The organism is Psychrosphaera sp. 1_MG-2023, assembly GCF_030548245.1.
In the GTDB taxonomy this organism is placed as follows: Bacteria; Pseudomonadota; Gammaproteobacteria; order Enterobacterales; family Alteromonadaceae; genus Psychrosphaera; species Psychrosphaera algicola.
In genome coordinates, this window is sequence record NZ_JAUORW010000003.1 from 16,723 (window position 1) to 32,935 (window position 16,213).

General features: G+C 39.1%; 14 protein-coding genes. 4 read left to right on the top strand and 10 right to left on the bottom strand.

What is annotated here, in order from left to right; genetic code table 11:
* Positions 1 to 453: 453 nt before the first annotated feature.
* Both ettA and Q4575_RS03030 read left to right on the top strand, forming a co-directional pair.
* Positions 454 to 2,127, top strand: a complete 1,674-nt coding sequence (gene ettA, locus Q4575_RS03025; protein WP_303521287.1) for an energy-dependent translational throttle protein EttA — start codon at positions 454 to 456, stop codon at positions 2,125 to 2,127.
* Between the two features lie 119 nt (positions 2,128 to 2,246).
* Positions 2,247 to 2,615 (top strand): PilZ domain-containing protein, encoded by a 369-nt coding sequence (locus Q4575_RS03030; RefSeq protein WP_303521288.1) that lies wholly within the window; start codon positions 2,247 to 2,249, stop codon positions 2,613 to 2,615.
* A 76-nt stretch (positions 2,616 to 2,691) separates the two neighbouring features.
* Here the strand turns inward: Q4575_RS03030 and radA are convergent, their stop codons facing one another.
* On the bottom strand, positions 2,692 to 4,056 hold the full coding sequence (radA, locus tag Q4575_RS03035) for a DNA repair protein RadA (RefSeq protein WP_215962110.1): 1,365 nt from the start codon (positions 4,054 to 4,056) through the stop codon (positions 2,692 to 2,694).
* A gap of 274 nt (positions 4,057 to 4,330) precedes the next feature.
* On the opposite strand from radA, the gene Q4575_RS03040 reads away from it, so the two are divergent.
* Positions 4,331 to 6,874 carry a PilZ domain-containing protein gene (locus tag Q4575_RS03040; RefSeq protein WP_303521289.1) on the top strand — a complete coding sequence of 848 codons (2,544 nt, stop codon included), beginning with the start codon at positions 4,331 to 4,333 and terminating at the stop codon, positions 6,872 to 6,874.
* Positions 6,875 to 7,072: 198 nt separating this feature from the next.
* Here the strand turns inward: Q4575_RS03040 and Q4575_RS03045 are convergent, their stop codons facing one another.
* The 4 genes from Q4575_RS03045 to rluD all read right to left on the bottom strand — a co-directional run bounded on the left by Q4575_RS03045 (position 7,073) and on the right by rluD (position 11,868).
* Positions 7,073 to 7,312, bottom strand: coding sequence for a hypothetical protein (locus Q4575_RS03045; protein WP_215962112.1), 240 nt, complete (start codon positions 7,310 to 7,312; stop codon positions 7,073 to 7,075).
* A 131-nt stretch (positions 7,313 to 7,443) separates the two neighbouring features.
* On the bottom strand, positions 7,444 to 10,041 hold the full coding sequence (gene clpB / locus Q4575_RS03050) for an ATP-dependent chaperone ClpB (RefSeq protein ID WP_215962113.1): 2,598 nt from the start codon (positions 10,039 to 10,041) through the stop codon (positions 7,444 to 7,446).
* A gap of 113 nt (positions 10,042 to 10,154) precedes the next feature.
* On the bottom strand, positions 10,155 to 10,904 hold the full coding sequence (gene pgeF / locus Q4575_RS03055; protein WP_215962114.1) for a peptidoglycan editing factor PgeF: 750 nt from the start codon (positions 10,902 to 10,904) through the stop codon (positions 10,155 to 10,157).
* Positions 10,885 to 11,868, bottom strand: coding sequence for a 23S rRNA pseudouridine(1911/1915/1917) synthase RluD (rluD, locus tag Q4575_RS03060; protein WP_215962115.1), 984 nt, complete (start codon positions 11,866 to 11,868; stop codon positions 10,885 to 10,887). Before rluD ends, pgeF begins: the two co-directional genes overlap by 20 nt.
* Positions 11,869 to 11,989: 121 nt before the next feature.
* On the opposite strand from rluD, the gene Q4575_RS03065 reads away from it, so the two are divergent.
* Positions 11,990 to 12,745 carry an outer membrane protein assembly factor BamD gene (locus Q4575_RS03065; protein ID WP_215962116.1) on the top strand — a complete coding sequence of 252 codons (756 nt, stop codon included), beginning with the start codon at positions 11,990 to 11,992 and terminating at the stop codon, positions 12,743 to 12,745.
* Between the two features lie 86 nt (positions 12,746 to 12,831).
* Here the strand turns inward: Q4575_RS03065 and Q4575_RS03070 are convergent, their stop codons facing one another.
* The 5 genes from Q4575_RS03070 to Q4575_RS03090 all read right to left on the bottom strand — a co-directional run bounded on the left by Q4575_RS03070 (position 12,832) and on the right by Q4575_RS03090 (position 16,117).
* Positions 12,832 to 13,134 (bottom strand): metalloregulator ArsR/SmtB family transcription factor, encoded by a 303-nt coding sequence (locus tag Q4575_RS03070; RefSeq protein ID WP_215962117.1) that lies wholly within the window; start codon positions 13,132 to 13,134, stop codon positions 12,832 to 12,834.
* A complete protein-coding gene (locus tag Q4575_RS03075; RefSeq protein ID WP_303521290.1) occupies positions 13,131 to 13,511 on the bottom strand; it encodes a response regulator in 381 nt (126 codons plus the stop codon). Before Q4575_RS03075 ends, Q4575_RS03070 begins: the two co-directional genes overlap by 4 nt.
* A gap of 150 nt (positions 13,512 to 13,661) precedes the next feature.
* Positions 13,662 to 14,030 (bottom strand): hypothetical protein, encoded by a 369-nt coding sequence (locus Q4575_RS03080; RefSeq protein WP_303521291.1) that lies wholly within the window; start codon positions 14,028 to 14,030, stop codon positions 13,662 to 13,664.
* Positions 14,031 to 14,326: 296 nt separating this feature from the next.
* The gene (locus tag Q4575_RS03085; protein WP_303521292.1) at positions 14,327 to 15,067 is read right to left on the bottom strand and encodes an enoyl-CoA hydratase-related protein; all 741 of its coding nucleotides are present in this window, start codon (positions 15,065 to 15,067) and stop codon (positions 14,327 to 14,329) included.
* 270 nt (positions 15,068 to 15,337) lie between these two features.
* A complete protein-coding gene (locus Q4575_RS03090) occupies positions 15,338 to 16,117 on the bottom strand; it encodes a HupE/UreJ family protein (RefSeq protein WP_303521293.1) in 780 nt (259 codons plus the stop codon).
* Positions 16,118 to 16,213: the final 96 nt, after the last annotated feature.

The following is a 16,213-nucleotide window of genomic DNA, read 5'->3' on the forward strand; positions in this document are numbered from 1 at the left end:
ATATTTATAAGTTAGTTAATTAAATCAACCCAATGTCGACTTAGTTACATTCACACCAAATTGGTTTTTGGCGTTTCGTTAAGTGTAGTCAATGTTTAGTAGCATTTGTAATTCGTACCTATGGTGCCATTGTCACAACATTAACAGTTTCAACACCTGTTACTGAGGGCGTTAACTAATAGGTAAAAAACGACTTTGGTATTTCACTTAAATCTAATTAATGGAAAATCAAAGCGATTTGTAGCACAGTCTATTTGCTACTTTTCCTAAAAGTATTTTTAATCAAATTGTTAGAGCAACAAAAATTCAATTGAACATTTGTATGAGCAAGCGAGAATATTGCGATTAAAACAATAAAACAGAAGTTAGATATAAATTGAATTGCTGTTTGCCTATCGTGGTGTATGTCACTTAAAATAGCGGCATCAGTTCTAAACATTAAAAAGGTTTCCTATGGCATTGCCAGATAAATTTATTTTTTCAATGAATCGTGTGAGTAAAGTTGTTCCACCAAAACGCACGATCCTCAAGGATATATCACTTAGCTTTTTTCCTGGTGCAAAAATTGGCGTGCTTGGACTAAATGGTTCAGGTAAGTCTACGTTACTTCGAATTATGGCTGGTTTAGACACCGAGATCGAAGGTGAAGCAAGACCAATGGCCGGGATTAAAATTGGCTATTTACCGCAAGAACCACAAATGGATTTGTCTAAAACAGTTCGAGAAATTGTTGAGGAAGCCGTTAGTGATGTTAAAAATGCACTTTCAAGACTTGATGAAGTCTACGCTGAATATGCTCTAGAAGACGCCGACTTTGACGCTTTAGCTAAAGAGCAAGGCGAGCTAGAAAGTATTATCCAAGCAAAAGATGGCCACAATTTAGATAACCAACTAGAAGTCGCCGCTGACGCGCTTCGTTTACCAGAATGGGATGCAAAAATAGAACACCTATCTGGTGGCGAGCGTCGCCGGGTGGCAATTTGTCGATTGCTATTAGACAAACCTGACATGTTATTACTCGACGAACCGACCAACCATTTAGATGCAGAGTCGGTTGCTTGGTTAGAACGATTTTTACATGAATACGAAGGAACTGTCGTTGCTATAACCCACGATAGATATTTCTTAGACAACGTCGCAGGTTGGATCTTAGAGCTAGACCGTGGCGCGGGTATTCCATGGGAAGGCAATTACTCTAGCTGGTTGGAACAAAAAGAAGTACGTTTAGCACAAGAAGAACGTAGTGAAAACTCACGTCAGAAGTCGATTCAATCTGAATTAGAATGGGTACGAACCAATCCAAAAGGTCGTCATGCAAAATCTAAAGCCCGTATGGCTCGATTTGAAGAGCTTCAAAGTAACGATTACCAAAAACGAAATGAAACCAATGAGTTATATATTCCACCAGGGCCAAGACTCGGTGATAAAGTAATTGAAGTCAGCAACGTCAACAAAGGTTTTGGCGACAGAGTCTTAATTGACAACCTGTCGTTTTCTGTTCCTAAAGGCGGCATAGTGGGAATTATAGGCCCAAATGGCGCAGGTAAATCAACACTATTTAAATTAATTAGTGGCGCAGATACGCCGGATTCTGGCGAAATAGTTGTCGGTGACTCAGTATCACTTTCATCCGTTGATCAGTTTAGAGATTCAATGAACGACGGCAATTCTGTTTATGAAGAAATATCTGAAGGCAGTGATATTATTCAAGTTGGCAACTTTGAAGTGCCATCGCGCGCTTATGTAAGTCGATTTAATTTCAAGGGCTCAGATCAACAAAAGCGCATTGGTGATTTATCAGGTGGTGAACGAAATCGAGTGCATTTGGCTAAGCTGCTAAAAGCAGGCGGCAACGTTTTACTGCTCGACGAACCAACCAATGACCTAGACGTTGAAACGTTACGTGCACTTGAGAATGCCCTACTGGAGTTCCCTGGTAGCGCAATGGTCATCTCGCATGACCGCTGGTTCCTAGACCGGATTGCGACTCATATTTTGGATTACCGTGATGAAGGTAAGATTGAATTTTTCGAAGGTAACTATTCAGATTATGAAGTTTGGTTGAAAAAAACCTACGGTGCTGCGGCCGCAGAACCACATCGTATCAAGTACAAACGTTTGAAATAATAAGCCTATTTGGTCTGACTTTAATTAGCGGTGAAAACATTCACCGCTAATTAAGCTTGATTTTTCTTCAATAAGTTCCATGATAAGTAAATAATCTTTCTATATGAGTGGTAAGTAAAATGGAAGACAAACGGCGATTTACTCGTATTGTATTTTCGGCCCCAGCAACCCTGACAGTTAATAATATCGATTACCCAACGACACTCGTTGATATATCATTAAAAGGTGCATTAATTGCACAAATAAAAGGGATTGAAAATCTTGTTAAAGAAACGTGTCTATTAAAGTTTTGCCTTAACGAATCCGATGTTGAAGTCGAATTGACGGGTCATATTACCCATGTTGAAAAAGAACATTTAGGAATTCACTGCGATAAAATCGATTTACAGAGCGTGAGCCACTTGCGTCGATTAGTAGAATTAAACGTCGGCAGTTCAGAACTGCTTGATAGAAATTTGAATTCGTTAACATTTCCAAACCCAGAATAATCCTTGCCAGCGGATAAAGTCATGGTTGTCACCAAATTTTAAAATGGCGACAAACCCGTGACTTAGTATAGTCACTTTAAAGGTGTTCTAACGCCTCAACTAAGCGCGATATACCAATCACCTTCATATTGGCAATTGTATCTTTAGGCATATTGTTTTTGGGTACGATTGCACGTTTAAAGCCATGTTTCGCGGCCTCCCGCAAACGTTCTTGGCCATTTGCAACCGGTCTTATTTCACCAGCGAGACCAACCTCTCCAAAAACAACAAGCTCACGATCCAACGGGGAATCTCGAAAACTTGATACCATGGCCAACAACAGCGCTAAATCTGCACTCGTTTCACTAACTTTTACGCCCCCAACAACATTAACAAAAACATCCTGATCGCCAAGCATCAAGCCGCCATGTCTGTGTAGTACAGCAAGTAACATTGCCAGCCGGTTTGAGTCTAATCCGACAGCAACGCGCCTGGGGTGCCCCATTTGCGAGTGATCAACCAAGGCTTGAATTTCGACCAACAACGGGCGAGTTCCTTCCCATAAAACCATAACAGAGCTGCCAGACGAGTCCCCTTCTGCACGATTTAAAAATATTGCGCTTGGATTACTGACTTCTTTTAACCCCTTGTCCGTCATTGCAAACACACCAAGTTCATTAACCGCGCCAAATCTGTTTTTAGTGCCTCTTAACGTTCGATATCGTCCATCTGTGTCTCCATCTAACATGATGCTAGCATCGATACAGTGTTCCAATACTTTAGGTCCTGCCAAATTACCGTCTTTGGTGACATGGCCAACCATAATCACCGCAACATTATTTTGTTTCGCAAAACGTGTTAAATACGCTGCGCCTTCACGTACCTGAGATACACTCCCCGGCGCAGATGCAATTTCAGCCATATGCATCACTTGAATTGAATCAACAACCATAATCGAAGGTTTGATATTTTGAGCATGAATACAAATCGCTTCTACACTTGTTTCTGCCAATGCGTTTAATTTATTGGTTGCTAAACCTAGTCGATTAGCTCGCATCGCAACTTGTTGCAAACTCTCTTCCCCCGTCACATATAGGGTAGACATATGCTCGGCCAAAAAGCACATTGTTTGCAGCAATAAGGTGCTTTTCCCTGCACCTGGACTTCCGCCAATTAGTATTGCAGAACCAGGCACTACGCCGCCGCCTAATACTCGGTCAAATTCTCCATAACCAGTCGTAAACCTAGGCAGTGCTTCAAGGTTAACCTTATCCAAAGTTTGAACCTTGTTCTCAGCTGCTCCCGCATAACCTTCATAACGGCTAACAGATGCCTTAGTCTTAGCTGCAACACGGAATTCAGAAATCGTATTCCAAGCATGGCAATCTGTACATTGTCCCTGCCACCGCGGATACTCTGAACCACAATCGCTACATACATACGCTATTTTTGATTTCGCCATAATTTCTCTGCTTGTTATACTAATGTCACAAGTCCGTGGCATAATTATTGCTTCATCTAAAGTAATAAAATATACACTTGTTTAAATTTGTATTTGACCCGAACTATTGATGTTAGAGCTAAATGCTCTATATTTATGAATAAATAACAAAAAATTAAATAAACTAAATTGTTACTCAATTGAAAATTATAAATGATTTATAAATAATTGTATTCATTTGTGAGGTGGGTTTTAATTGTTTTGTATTAAAAATTGCAGGTAATCAAATCTTTATATGGCAACCGAATTACACGATTACAACAACATAATTGAAGATTTAAAATCTGCGGTCAATCACGCGGACTTTGATAAGCAATTTAAATCTAAAGTATCGAGTGTACCTAAGGCCAAACAGTTTCTTATAAAAATGGAGTTGAAGAGACTTGGGCAACCTTGTAACCGACTCTTAGATTTACGTGGCCATGTTGCTGGCGAACCTACTGCATTTGAATATAAGGGACAGATCCATTTTCTAGATGAAGTCGCTAAACAAATTTTTAAAGATCAAATAGAAAAATTTGGTCAATACACCATTGGTTGTTACGAAGCCGTGCTTAATGCGGAAAACAACCATAGGGTAATGCATAAAAAAGAGCAAGAAGCGCGTCTAGTTGAAAAAGCTCGACAGGAAAAAACCCCACGAGCCTCTACTAGTGCAGATGCTGAACAAGTAAATAAAGCCCCAGAAAAACCCAAAATCATTTACGGTGCAAATCTTGTGCACTTTACCCAATACGGAATTCGAGCAGAAGAGCGAATGAATTTCAGTATCGCTATTGAAATGCAATTTGCAATTGGTGATACATTAAAAGCAGTCAGTAGTGACCTCTCGGTTAGTGGGATAAAAGTAAAAGTGCCTTCTGCGAGAAAGTTTGTTAAAGGTCAAAAAATTGCAATTTACCTAACAGGTTTAGAGCAAGAGTTTGAATTAGGTCTCAAAGACGGTATTCAATATGAAGTCGTTGGCATCGATAAAATCAATATCGCCAATAATTACATTAGAATGAAAAGAACATTCACTGAGGACATTGCAGCCTTTGATGATTTCCTTGGCAATTTTATAAACGGCAATAAACGTCGCTATAAAGTGAATTTGGACAATACGCTTGAAGCTGTAGCGGTTAAGGGGTATGAGCAGTATTACCTACCACGGGTTACCACCTTACCCGTTTATATCCGTCAAATTAATGACCGTTTGTTGCCTACATTGGCGCTCGCGACCGAAAACAATCGTTCCACACTTGGCTATTTTAGTGACGAAAGTAAAAATTTGGTATTTCAACAAATATTGGATATGCCAAGACTTGAAAATATGCTGCTCAGTGATCGCGGCATTAAGGAGTCTTTACTTTATTGCTTTACCCATGCTCGTAAAGGAAAAGTATATTTTTACTCTGCAACCACTGAAGAACTCGATGCATCGCCAGAATTGCGGTCAACGTTTTTGCATTTTGCGAGTAAAAAAGACAGTTGGAAAGTTTTCAAATTACAGTTAGTACCGGTATCAGAACATGATGCCCATATTCCTTTGTCTGTTCCAGATTCCGCAGGTAAAGAGATTCAACGCTACAATCAAATACCGTCACCAAAAGTCCAAGGGTTATTGCAGAATTTAAAATTCATTGTTTATATGACTCCGATTTCAAATCCAGATCAAAAAGAAGCCTATCAAAAATATCATGAGATGACTGCGCCAGCCGCACAATTGAACAAGTTTGGCCACCCTAAATTAAAACGTTACATAAATATGGAAGTCGAAACCATTGAATACGTTAATTTAAGGTCAGAGGAGCGCTATTTATATAAGACAGAGGTCTCTGTTGCCCTCCCAGGCCAAGAAGAACGAGCAAAAGGTACGACACGTGACTTTTCAAGTCACGGCTTACAGCTTGTCATTGAGCAAGGTTGCCCGTTTACAAAAGGCGATATTATTGTCATTGGTCTGCCTGAAATGCAGCGTGTAACTAACAAGTTTAATTTAACTAAATTAGCATACGAAATCGTGGCTATTTCGCGCGACAAAACAGTTATGAATTTACGAACCTTTGAACCTAAAGGTGTGCATCATGGTCGACAATTTTTCAAAAAACTAATTGTGCAGAACAAAGCCAAACTTACCCCTGCAAAAATGGAAAGTCGCTATCCGGGTTTATCTAAAGCGCTAAGAAACTTGTGCGCTAAACACGTTTGCAACACACCTATTTATATCGACAAAGAAGGAACAAAAGTTGACATAAATTTGGTGGGGAAGAGCTGCGAAGCTAACTTGATTTTGCACTTGTTGAGTAAACATAAACCTGAACAACATGATATTAGTCTATACCCTTTGCTAAAAGACAACGCGGCAAACAATGTGTTTGCTCCTCTCGTTGCCGATATGGAACGGGCAGATACACCTAAAACAGTGGAACTGTTTATTCGTTATCGTACCGATCAAAATACAGAAGCTCGCTCGTTTATATGCCATTACGCAGATCAGTTTTTATCAACCGAAATGTTAACGAGCTTTATCAAAGCCAGTACCAAAGCCGATGTGTTTTTTGCTTTTAGAATTTATATTTCGAAAACTGGGCGTCCTGACATGGATTATATTTCCAGAGAGTTAAGTTACATTGGAAATTATTCCCAACATAGAGCAAAAGAACTTGAAGGCCGGTTGTGGAATGTTACAGGTGTTGGCGATATGGTTGATATATCTGAAGAAGTATTAACCAGATTTGGTTACTCTGTTGAAGAAATCCAAAAGCAATTGGAACGCCGTTACAAATTATTAAACTAGTTATCAAGTTGCGGCCTGCTGAAGTGCTTCCACTGGAAATTCTCTAGTCCAAAGTCCCCCCAGAATCAAAACAAGAAACGAGAAACGGATTACATTATATATGAGTAACCCTCCCATATATTTAAATGTCGACTCGCGATAGTTGCTATTACACAAGTCGAACAATAATGCACTGATAAAACCAATAGATATAACGAGTTATTTATCGTCTGGAAGCTGTTCAAACTCACTGCGTTTTTGATCAAAAAATTCTTGCAATTTTTCTGGTTGTTGCATTAACGCCATCACTTTTTGCATCGCTTCTAAATGTTCAGGATCTTGTTTTTGAAACATTTCCATGCCGTGCATCTTACTTTTTTCAGCCATTTCCTCGAATGTTTCAGCTTGAAATTTAAGGTCGCACGCACCGCCTAATTGCTTACATGTCATCGTTTTCATTTATCATTCCTTTCTAAATTATCAATTTTTGGTAAAACGTCGGCAATGGTTAAATAGCTACAAACGAACCCAATAACATTGCCGAACTTTATTACTGTCAAAATACAACAGATGGACACTGAACTCTATTTTTAAACATCAACGGACTGAATATTTAACGTAAATTCACCATCAATCACATCTAATTCAATCTTGTCTTTCGGTTTAATTTCGCCTGACAACAAAGCTTGTGCAAGTTTGTTTTCAACATACAATTGAATTGCACGTTTTAATGGCCTTGCACCAAACACTGGATCAAAACCCGCTTCCGCTATTTGATCTAATGCCGCTTCCGTTAAGGTCATTTCTACTTCTTGTTCAGCTAATCGTTTTTTCAGCCCCGTTAATTGAATTCCGGCAATCTGTTTAATTTCAGCAGAATTCAACGGATGAAATACCACAGTGTCGTCAATTCGATTAATGAACTCTGGACGGAAATGTTTACCGACAACTTCCATGACCATAGCCTTCATCGATTCATAATCGGCAGGTTCTTTACCTACATATCCTGATTGAATTAAATCAGAGCCTAGATTTGAGGTCATAATAATAACGGTATTTCTAAAGTCGACGGTTCGACCTTGTCCATCTGTTAACCGACCTTCATCTAACACTTGTAACAATATATTAAACACATCAGGGTGGGCTTTTTCAACCTCATCTAGCAAAACAACAGAGTAAGGTTTTCGGCGAACAAGTTCAGTTAAGTACCCACCTTCTTCATAACCCACATAACCAGGAGGCGCACCAATTAGTCGAGCGACCGAGTGCTTCTCCATAAACTCAGACATATCTATACGAACCATAGCGTCGGTTGAATCGAATAGAAAGTGAGCTAAAGATTTAGTAAGCTCGGTTTTCCCTACTCCCGTTGGGCCAAGGAACAAAAACGAGCCATTTGGTCGGTTTGGGTCTGACAGCCCAGCTCGCGAACGACGAATTGCATTTGCTACAGATCTGACCGCCTCTTCTTGTCCTATGACTTTAGCGTGCAGCTGTTCTTCCATTTTCAACAATTTATCACGTTCACTTTCAAGCATCTTAGTGACCGGGATCCCCGTCCAACGTGATAAAACCTCAGCAATTTCTTTTTCTGTCACTTTATTACGAAGCAATGTCATGCCTTGCATTTCTGCCTGCGACGCCAAATCCAACTGTTTTTCAAGCTCTGGAATTCGCCCATATTGCAGTTCAGACATACGTTGCAAATCGCTTGCTCGTCGCGCTGTATCAAGGTCCATTCGGGACTGTTCAAGTTGCTCTTTAATATTTTGAGTGCCTGACAATGCAGCTTTTTCAGCTTTCCATACTTCTTCGAGCTCTTGGTATTTTTTATCTAATATATTGATCTGATCTCTGATCAACATTAATCGATTTTTACTGGCTTCATCTGTTTCTTTTAACAGCGCATTATCTTCAAGTTTTAATTGAATGATTTTCCGTTCCAATTTTTCCAATTCTTCTGGCTTGGAATCGATTTGCATTCGAATACTGGAACCCGCTTCATCAATAAGATCAATCGCTTTGTCAGGTAATTGTCTGTCACTGATGTAACGATGAGATAAGCTGGCCGCTGCTACGATTGCAGGGTCGGTAATATCAACAGAATGATGCAATTCGTAACGCTCTTTTAATCCACGTAAAATTGCCACTGTATCTTCAACGTTTGGCTCATCAACCTGAACCTTCTGGAAACGACGTTCCAATGCAGCATCTTTTTCAATGTATTTACGATATTCGTCTAACGTTGTGGCACCAACACAATGTAACTCGCCTCGGGCTAATGCCGGTTTAAGCATGTTACCGGCATCCATTGCGCCATCAGATTTACCGGCACCAACCATAGTATGAATTTCATCGATAAATAGGATGACCTGCCCTTCTTCTTTCGCAAGTTCATTTAATACCGATTTAAGTCGTTCTTCAAATTCACCACGAAATTTCGCGCCCGCAACTAAGGCACCCAGATCGAGCGACAACACACGTTTGCTTTTAAGTCCCTCAGGCACTTCACCATTGATGATCCGTTGCGCTAAGCCTTCTACAATGGCTGTTTTACCAACACCAGGTTCACCAATTAACACAGGGTTGTTTTTTGTACGGCGTTGCAATACCTGCACAGTGCGGCGGATCTCTTCGTCTCGCCCAATAACAGGGTCTAGCTTACCTTGTTCAGCGCGTTGAGTTAAATCAACTGTATATTTTTCAAGAGCTTGACGTACATCTTCCGCGTTGGCATCTTCAACTTTCTGCCCACCACGCATCGTATTTATCGCTTCTTCAACTTTTTGCTTTGTCAAACCGAGTAATTTTAGTATTTTACCGGCAGTACCATTATCGTCGACCAAAGCGAGTAGGAATACTTCACTGGTTATAAATTTGTCTTTCCGCTGTTGCGCCAGTTTGTCACACATATTTAAAATTTGAGCCGTGCTTCGAGACAATTGAATGTCGCCACCAATTCCGGTCACGGTAGGGATAGCTTCCAACTCTCTTGATATTTTTGAGCGTAACTCTGCGGCGTTCACTCGACAATGATGAAGCAAGGTAATAACCGAGCTATTTTCTTGATTAATAAGAGAGTTGAGAATGTGAACAGGTTCTATATATTGATGATCACGACCAACAGCTAATGACTGTGCATCGGCAATTGCCTGTTGAAATTTATTTGTTAATCGATCTAATCGCATTACATACCTCGAAAATAGAAACGGACTTAGTTACTTATAAAAGTTTGGTCTAATTCGAATTTTTCAATGACAAACAGTAAAATTAATTGTTCATACCGATTTAAAAAGTCAACCTAGTCAATCCAAATAATGGAAACCATGCGTCCGGTTTGGCCATCTCGACGGTAAGAGTAAAATTGGTCATTCTGTTCAAATGTGCAATGTTCGCCCCCCGAAATAAACTTAACGCCCAATAACTCTAGTTGAATTTTTGCAATTTCGTATATATTTGCAGAATATTTTTGGGGGATTTTTTTTGACTCAAAACACCTGCTAAAAATAGGATTAAGTTGTTGGAAGTAATCAAAAACGTCTTGGCCAACTTCAAATGCGCTTTGGCCTATTGCTGGCCCCATATAAACGTGTAAATCCTGTGCCTGAGCGGTAAATTTTGCAAGGGTTTTAGCGATAATACCATTGGCTAATCCACGCCACCCAGCATGAATTGCGGCTACTTGAGTGCCGGTATTGTCAACTAACAATAATGGTAAACAATCTGCGGTCATTACCGCGCACAGTGTTTTCGTCAAGAAAGTGTAACTTGCATCTGCCTCTAAATAAGGCCGGTACTCATAAGGTAATTCCACAACAGTATTTGTGTGGGTTTGATTTAGCCAATATGGCTCAGAGGGAAAATTAAGCTCTTCGCGTAACAAAGCTCGATTGGCCATCACAGAAGATAAATCGTCGCCGACATGGGTGGCGACGTTAAGTCCATTAAACGGAGCTTTTGACACTCCGTCCAATCGCGTACTCGTGCCAGCACAAATACGTTTTTTAATTTTACTGCTTAAATTTGGAAAATCAGCAGAAATCCATTTCATCTTGATGTTCCGTTGCGTCGTTGTTTAATTCACTTAATAACTGAATAAAATCGTCTGGCAGTGGTGCTTCAAATGTCATTTCTTCGCCACTTATTGGGTGGTGAAAACTCAACATTGCCGCATGTAATGCTTGGCGTTTAAAACTTCTTAAGTATTGAATAAACTGCTCAGACGCACCTTTTGGCGTATGCACTCTGCCGCCATATTGAATGTCACCCACTAATGGATGTCTAATATGAGACATATGCACACGAATTTGGTGTGTCCGTCCGGTTTCTAGCCTTAAACGAATATGCGTGTGAACTCGAAACTTTTTGATCAAACGATAATGAGTCACTGATTCACGACCCATATTGGTTACCGCCATACTCGTGCGTTTGGTTGAATGACGACCAATTGGTTTATCTACCGTTCCGCCGGCAGTTAGACGCCCTAAACAGACAGCTTCATATTCTCTGGTCACTTCTCTGTTTTGCATATCTGATACTAACTGAGTTTGGGCGGGTACCGTTTTAGCAACAACCATTAACCCTGTCGTATCTTTATCTAGACGATGTACGATACCAGCTCGCGGAACTAGATCAATTTCTGGAAAATGATGCAGTAAGGCATTCAAAATGGTTCCAGACTGATTACCAGCCCCTGGATGTACCACCAAATTCGCCGGTTTGTTGATAACTAAAATGTCATCATCTTCATAAACGATATCTAATTTGATATCTTCTGGTTGGTGATGGACCTCTACCTCAAGCTCAGCTGAGATATGAATTTCTTCATCGCCCATCATCTTTTCTCGAGCTTTTGAAATTATTTCGCCATTAACTTGAACTTTTTCATCTAAAATCCACTCTTTAAGACGACTTCTTGAATATTCAGGAAACAAATCAGCAATTACTTGGTCTAAGCGTTTGCCAAAATGTTCTTCTTTAACGTGTGCATGTAGTTCTATTGTTTCTTTGTTCATGATAAATAGTTTGAATTTGCCAGTGCATGTCACTAAGGACTGAGTTAGAATGCGGTCGATATTGCCTATTCTACTCGAAAAATGGTTTAACGAGAAAAGAAAACTCTTCAGGTTGTAATTAATGTTTAATTTTAAGTCTAGATTTCGATTTACCTTACTGATTGCTATCAGTATTTTTGTTTCTGCTTGTACTTCAGCACCGGACCAAGATGTAGAGCGTTTACCCGATCGTTCACCTCAGGCTCGCTACCAAGAAGCCAAACAGCACCTTAACAACAATATGTATACCCGTGCGATTGGTATATTAACAGATTTAGAAAGCCGTTACCCATTTGGGCCGCTTTCTCGTCAAGTACAGCTTGATTTAATGTTTGCCTATTATAAATCAGGCAAATATGAAGAAGCGTTACCAGCTATAGACCGCTTTATTCGGCTAAACCCAGATCATAGTAATCTTGATTACGTGATTTATATGCGTGGGTTGGTGAATATGGATACCGGCGAAAACGCATTCCAAAACTTCTTTGGTATTGAAAATGCGGATAAAGATATGGAAGGTTCTCGTGAAGCCTTTAAAGACTTCAAGAAACTAGTAATCAAGTACCCAAATAGTAAATACAGTGAAGAAGCTAAATCACGAATGAAGGTTTTACTTGATAAACTGGCCAGTCATGAAATCGTTATTGCCGAATATTATATGAGACGTTCATCTTATGTGGCGGCCGTTAATCGTTGTAAATATGTCTTAGAATATTATGGTCAGAGCGGCAGTGTGAAACGTGCACTAGAAATTATGATTGAAGCATATGACAAACTTGAATTACCAGAGATGAAAGCGGATACGGAAAAAGTATTAGCTGAAAACTTTTCAGATTAGCCCCCCCGCTAATCAAAAAGCGCTTAATGAAATGATCCCAACGATTGGCATGTCCAACTATAGGGTTATTTCATTAAGCGCTTTTTTTATGGCGTTTTAGTTGAATAAAGTTGATGGAGCAAACTCATTATTTGTTTAACTTCATCACCACTTAACGAATAATAGACGGTCTGTGAGGCTTTACGAGTCGCAACGTACTCTTCATTCCGCAGAATTGCTAAGTGTTGTGACAATGCTGACTGGCTAAGCCCAACACGTTCAGCTAACTCATTTACTGATAATTCTCCATCAAGCAAATTACACAGAATAAAAAGGCGTTTTTCGTTTGCCATTGTTTTAAGTAAAGCCAAAGCTTGTGGCGCGCACACACGCATTTCTTCTAAATTCATTTGTTCTGCATATACCTTTTTAAAACCGAGCGGATTTTTTGTGATGTAAACGGTTTAACAACAAAACCTGAAGCGCCTAATTCTATTGATGTTTTTACATTATCAGCACTCGAATGCGCAGAGACCATTACAACAAATGCATTTGGCTTAATTAATCTCATTTCTTTCAATATTTGTTGGCCGTTTGATTTAGGTAATTCTATATCTAAAAAAATAATATCTGGTAAGTTTTTGTTAAAGGACTGCATCCCCCCCTCACCTGTCGAAGCTTCAAAAATACTGTTGGCCCCCATGTTAACTAATGTTTGACGTAAAAAATCACGAACCATTGCCACATCGTCAACAATCAAAAAAGACAAATTGGTTATTGCAACCATCTAAATTTTTACTCCGATTAAGCTTTATTAGCTAATTTATATTACCTTATAATTTATATACTTATAACCCAAACTAGTTTAGTAGTTAACGACGATTATTGATTAAATTGTTAGATTTTGTGTATTTCAAACTCAGCTCTAGTGTGGCAGCTATCCAAATTTTAACTGTCGGCTTCTTTTTATCGCTCTCAAAAAAACAATATATATACCAACCAAAACAGTTAACGTTGCAAAAGAACTCGTCAAATTTGAACCAAACCAGGTATAAAACATTACCCCGAGTAAAATAAGCAAAAATGGCTTCAACTCATATAAACCAAGCTTTGACTTTGAATCAAATAAACGAAAGTCATCAAATCGGCGATAGTTCGATCGTAAAATCCAAATCAACGCCCCTGCAAAAAAGAACAACAGACCTGAACTTGTAGTTAAATATGATTTGAAGTAGCCAATTTCAGCTACCCCAATAGACATGTAAGTATATGGCAATATTTCATATAGCGTTTTAGGTAAGATCATACTTCCCCCTAACCAATGAAAAACAGAACCAGATTTGAGTATAGTAATTGCTGGCGTTTCTACCAACTATTTAACATTTGGTGATCAACAACACATTTAAGTGGAAGAAACAAAAAGAAACAAAACCGATGTTTATCAATCTAGAACAAGGTTAAAAAATAGAACATGAGTTATGACGTGGGGGTTAAATTTAGGGGAAACCAGGCGACTTGTTTAACCGACAAAAATCATGACATCCATAGTTGTAAGTGCAGTTAATGCCAATTCACAAACATGATGAATTGGCAAAAGGTGTTTTATTTATTAAAAAATGACGACACTCGCTTTTGACACTCATCCGACTTAAGTAAACTTGAGAAAGCCCCCAATTCTTGGGCTATAGACGCATTTTGCACTTGTCGTAAAGGTAACTTCATTAACCTTTTACTTTCAATCACGGCTTCAACTGGCAACAGACTTAACGTTTCAGCGATTTGACTTGCGACATTTATCACATCACCGGGTTCAACCACTTGATTAATCATCGCCATATCTAACGCCGTATCCGCGTTAAAAGGTTTACCTAAAACTAAATACTCAAAAGCTCTTGGATGACCGGCCATATATGGCAACAACAAGCTTGAGCCAGCTTCTGGGCACAAACCAAGTTGCACAAATGGCAGTTGAAATTTACTATTATTTGCCGCAATAACCATATCACAATGTAATAACATCGTCGTACCAATACCAACTGCAGGCCCAGCAACTGCTGCGACAATTGGTTTTGAAAAGTTGGCCAGTAACTTAATAAACTTTACGGTTGGATGACTATCATCTAAAACACTTGAATTCATAAAGTCTTTTAAATCGTTGCCAGCACTAAAACAACTCGTAGAACCGTATATTAAACCAACATGTAAATTGTCAGACGAATCCAAATACTCAAATGCCTCAACTAACTCTCGATACATTTCAATAGACAGCGCATTTTTAGCTTGTGGCCGATTTAATTCTATATGAAGAACATGACCAATGTCGCGGGTAACAATTTCATTCATCTTATCTCAACCTTTTTAAACGTCAGATACAAAAACGCCCAGCAATGCTGGGCGAAAATTTAAAACGGTAAACGTATTATAACTGAGTTGCTAGTGTTACAACGGCTAGTAAAACAACCAAAACACAGACATGGCCAAGGCCAATACCTTTACTATAAGAATTAGAATACATGCGTATTTCCTTTATTATTGTTTTTATTGAAATAATCAATCGCACAAACAGTGGATTTACTCAGTCTATTTAAAGCGGAAAAGGAATTCAACTAATATTTAGATTATTCGCTCTAATAGCCAAAATAGACCTAAAAATCCAACAATAACAGACAATGGGAGCTGAACAAATGCCCTATAACTCGGCGCACGACTCCATTTATAAAATAAGGTCATTAAAATAGCGATTACAAATAACTGTCCAAGCTCGACGCCAACATTAAACGACACTAATGAAACGGCTAAATTATTGTTGCTAAGTCCAAATTCGGATAATACAAAAGCAAAACCAAAACCGTGTAATAGGCCAAAAATAAAGGTCACTAGATATCGACGTTTTAAGGTTTGTTCAGTCCGTATATTTTCTATGGCTACATAGATAATACTAAGCGCAATAAGCGGCTCCACTATACTCGCCGCTAATGATATCCCCCAGATAGTAGCCAATGCTAACGTAATGGTATGTGCAAGCGTAAAAACCGTGACTTGCCAAAATAGAGTAGAAAACACTGTGGTTGATAAAAATAAGGCAATAATGAATACAATGTGATCTAAGCCCATTGGGACAATATGTAAAAAACCAGAAACGAGATATTTCTCTACTCTTTGTTTTGTTGTCAGGTTGGTAACTTGGCTTTGCTCTACATTTTTAAAGGCGTCGAGCATTTCTTTAGACGGGGTCCGTTGCGCCATGCCCGAAGATTTCTCCGCATCCAAACTTGCATTAACACTTGAGATGTTATCCGTTATGGCGTTTCCAATTTGACTATCATCACCAGCATAAACTGTACTTAACGGACTCATTAATAAAACAAAATATAAAGTTAAAGTTTTAAACATCATTTACCCCAGTTCTAAATTATTTACATTATATCCTTAATTAAACGTAACTTTGTTGCGAATTAACTGGGCTTTTTGCGCTTTCATCGCAATAGT